This is a genomic window from Actinosynnema sp., from assembly GCF_052038725.1.
Genome location: NZ_JBQGCX010001235.1, coordinates 1 through 2989 on the forward strand (window position 1 = coordinate 1; position 2989 = coordinate 2989).

The 2989-nt window shown below is 74.0% G+C and carries 2 protein-coding genes; one reads left to right on the plus strand and one right to left on the minus strand.

Annotation, left to right across the window (positions count from 1 at the left end; translation table 11 throughout):
• Window positions 1-81: 81 nt before the first annotated feature.
• Window positions 82-612 (minus strand): hypothetical protein, encoded by a 531-nt coding sequence (locus ACTUAL_RS25970; RefSeq protein WP_440902090.1) that lies wholly within the window; start codon window positions 610-612, stop codon window positions 82-84.
• Window positions 613-1157: 545 nt separating this feature from the next.
• Between ACTUAL_RS25970 and ACTUAL_RS25975 the strand changes: the two genes are divergently transcribed.
• The coding region (locus ACTUAL_RS25975; RefSeq protein ID WP_440902091.1) for a thioredoxin domain-containing protein at window positions 1158-2989 on the plus strand (1832 nt) is incomplete at its 3' end.

Below are 2989 nucleotides of genomic sequence, written 5' to 3' on the forward strand. Positions count from 1 at the left end.
GGCCGCCGCCATCGGCGTTACGGGAGCAAGTCGTCCGGATCGGGGTTCCCCAGCGGCCTTGTGTTCTCGTCGAGCTCCTGTTCACCGCACGACGCGGCAGTCTTCCATCACCCCGTCGATAAGGCAGCCGTCCTGGGCGAACTCCACCAGCTCCCGGCTCAGGTAGCCCATCACGTCGTACAGGTCCTCGCGCAGCGCGTGCAGCGGCAGGCGCCACACCGGCTCGCCGTGCGAGGTGCGGTTGCGCAGCCGGTGCAGGTTCCCGACCTGGCGCTCGACCAGCTTGCGGTCCTTGCCCGGCAGGTGCGGGAACGCCCGGCGCGCGCTCGGCCACAGCGTGCTCGTGTACCGGGTGGTCAGCAGGTAGCGCCAGAACCCGAACCCGAGCGCGGTCACCAGGTAGTCCCCGGTCACCGGCTTGCCCCACTTGCGCAGGTCGGTCCGCGCCTTCCCGATCGCCTGGTGCGCGGCGGCGTTCAGCTCGCGCGCCGGGTCGTCCCACCACGCCCCCGGCCGCCCGAGCCGCCGGTGCCGCCGCTCCAGCTCCCGCGCCACGCCGTTGCGCAGCGCCACCTCCAGGTGGCCGCCGGTCTCCTGGAACGCCGACGCCACCTGCCCGTTCCACCGGTACAGCCGGGTCGCGAGCCCGACGTCCCCGCCGCAGCGGGCGAGGTAGGGGGCCGTCCTCGGGCCGCTGAACAGGTCGATGAGGGGGTCTCGGGAAATTGCCGCTGCTCCTTCGGGCGGGGTACGTTGGTGGTGGAAACCGCTGACCGGTCCCTGGCTCTCCTCATCCGAGCGGCCACACCGCCGCGGTCGAGGGACACCGAAGGTGCCGCTCCCAGCGGGGGGCGGCACCTTCTTCTTCCCGGCGCTATTCCGGGTCCACTCCGAGGCAATTCGCGGGCCGGGCGCAGGCCCTGGGCGTGGTCTATTGGGAATGCCCCACCCTAGCGGTAGATCAACTCCTCGGTCAAGGTCGCGCAGATTGCGGTGCGGTGAATGTTTCCGCAGGTCAGGGTGGCTGGGAGAAATGCTCGGAATGGCCCTTGCGAACCCCCCTTCAATTGAATTGCGCGGATTGCCCAGGGCGGTGGCGGCAAACCGGGCGAGCGGGCGCCGGACCTTCTTCGCGCTCCGGCGCTAGGGTTGGTCGCATGACGAACCGGCTCGCGTCCGCGACCAGCCCGTACCTGCTCCAGCACGCCGACAACCCGGTGCACTGGTGGGAGTGGAGCCCGGAGGCGTTCGCCGAGGCGCGCGAGCGGGACGTGCCGGTGCTGCTGTCGGTCGGGTACGCCGCCTGCCACTGGTGCCACGTCATGGCGCACGAGTCGTTCGAGGACGCGGAGACCGCCGAGTACCTGAACGCGCACTTCGTCAGCGTCAAGGTCGACCGCGAGGAGCGGCCCGACGTGGACGCGGTCTACATGTCCGTCACCCAGGCGCTCAGCGGCCACGGCGGCTGGCCCATGACCTGCTTCCTCACCCCGGACGGCGAGCCGTTCTACGCGGGCACCTACTACCCGCCGACCCCGCGTCCGGGGATGCCGTCGTTCCGGCAGGTCCTGGCGGCCATCGAGCACGCCTGGCGCGAGCAGGGCGACGAGGTGCGGGCGTCGGCGGCGGGCATCGTCGCCCAGCTCGCCCACACCCCGCTGCCCGAGGCGGCGGTGGACGCGGACGTGCTCGACGGGGCGGTCGTGTCGCTGCTCGGGCACCTGGACCGGGGCAACGGCGGGTTCGGCGGCGCGCCGAAGTTCCCGCCGTCGATGGCGCTGGAGTTCCTGCTGCGCGACCACGAGCGCACCGGGTCCGTGCAGGCGCTGTCCATGGCCCGGCTGACCTGCGACGCGATGGCGTCCGGCGGGATCTACGACCAGCTCGGCGGCGGGTTCGCGCGGTACAGCGTCGACGCGTCCTGGGTGGTGCCGCACTTCGAGAAGATGCTCTACGACAACGCGCTGCTGCTGCGCGCGTACACCCACCTGGCCAGGCTCGTGCCGGACGAGCCGCGCTACCGCGAGGTCGTGGAGGACACCGCGGGGTTCCTGCTGCGCGACCTGCTCACCCCGGAGGGCGGGTTCGCCGCGTCGCTCGACGCGGACACCGGCGGCGTGGAGGGCGCGACGTACGCGTGGACGCCCGAGCAGCTGGTCGAGGTGCTCGGCGAGGAGGACGGGGCGCGGGCCGCGGCGCTGTACGGGGTGACCGAGGAGGGCACGTTCGAGCACGGCACGTCCACGCTGCGGCTGCTGGGCGAGTCCGACCCGGCGCTGAAGGCGGCGCTGCTGGCGGCGCGCGCCGAGCGCGAGCAGCCCGGCCGGGACGACAAGGTGGTGACCTCGTGGAACGGTCTGGCGATCGCGGCGCTGGCCGAGGCGGGGGCCGTGCTGGGCGTGCGGGCGTGGGTGGAGGCGGCGGAGCGCGCCGCGGGGCTGCTGCTGGACCTGCACGTGGTCGACGGCAGGCTGCTGCGCACCTCCCGCGACGGGCGGGCCGGTGGCGCGGCGGGCGTGCTGGAGGACCACGGCTGCCTCGCTGACGGGCTGCTCGCGCTGCACCAGGTGACCGGGACCGCGCGGTGGCTGACGGCGGCGTGCGACGTGCTGGACGTGGCGCTGGCGCGCTTCGCGGGCGACGAGCCGGGCGTCTGGTACGACACGGCCGACGACGCGGAGACCCTGGTCCACCGCCCGGCCGACCCGGCCGACAACGCGAGCCCGTCCGGGGCGTCGTCGCTGGCGGGGGCGCTGCTGACCGCGTCGGCGCTGGGCGCGCCGAGGGCGGGGGAGTACCGGGAGGCTGCCGAGCGGGCGGTGGCGCGCGCGGGGCTGCTGGCGGCGCGGGAGCCGAGGTTCGCCGGGCACTGGCTGAGCGTCGCGGAGGCGCTGGCGATGGGGCCGGTGCAGGTGGCCCTGGTGGGCGGCTCGCCGAGCCTGCTGGCGGCGGCCTGGTCGGGCGTGCACGGCGGCGGCGTGGTGGTGTC